Below are 521 nucleotides of genomic sequence, written 5' to 3'. Positions count from 1 at the left end.
CGCTCAGTGCACGGCCCCACACCTGAACATCGTCTACCTGCCCGTTGATAAAGCTGTCTGCACCCTGCTCGCCGTTACGTGCACCCAGCATCAGTGCACGGCTCGACGCTTCATTGAAGGTGATGTAGCTGTGGGTGTGAACCGCCTGCCCGTTAACGTACACCACGCCTTCACGGGTGACAGGGTCATAGCTCAATGCCAGGTGTGACCAGCTCTCTGCACTCAGTCCAGAGTCATCGTTTTCTCTGTAGGCGCGTCCTATCCCTGATGAATGATCATTCTGCCTGTCAATACCCAGGTAGAAGCGCTGGTAACCGCCGTCATGGCTGCCCATTACCTGACGGTCTGCCCCCGTCACTGACGCGTAGTTCACCCAGTACATCAGCGTCATCGGGGTATTCCCCGACGCGTGATAGCCTGTGGTGGCATACGCCTCCAGACTACGCAGATCCAGGGTATGGTCACCACTCATCAGTGGCTCTTCCTCTGACGCGGTCAACGCCACGTATTCCGACCAGTTA

Annotated in this window: 1 protein-coding gene; it reads right to left on the bottom strand. The window is 57.4% G+C overall.

The genetic code is table 11. The features are described 5' to 3' along the window. Positions 1–521 (bottom strand): LamG domain-containing protein (locus GMA8713_RS26450; RefSeq protein WP_157515837.1); only part of this gene is annotated, 521 nt, incomplete at both ends.

This window comes from Grimontia marina (assembly GCF_900060185.1).
Lineage (GTDB): Bacteria > Pseudomonadota > Gammaproteobacteria > Enterobacterales > Vibrionaceae > Enterovibrio > Enterovibrio marinus.
This window is presented reverse-complemented; position numbering and strand designations above follow the sequence as displayed.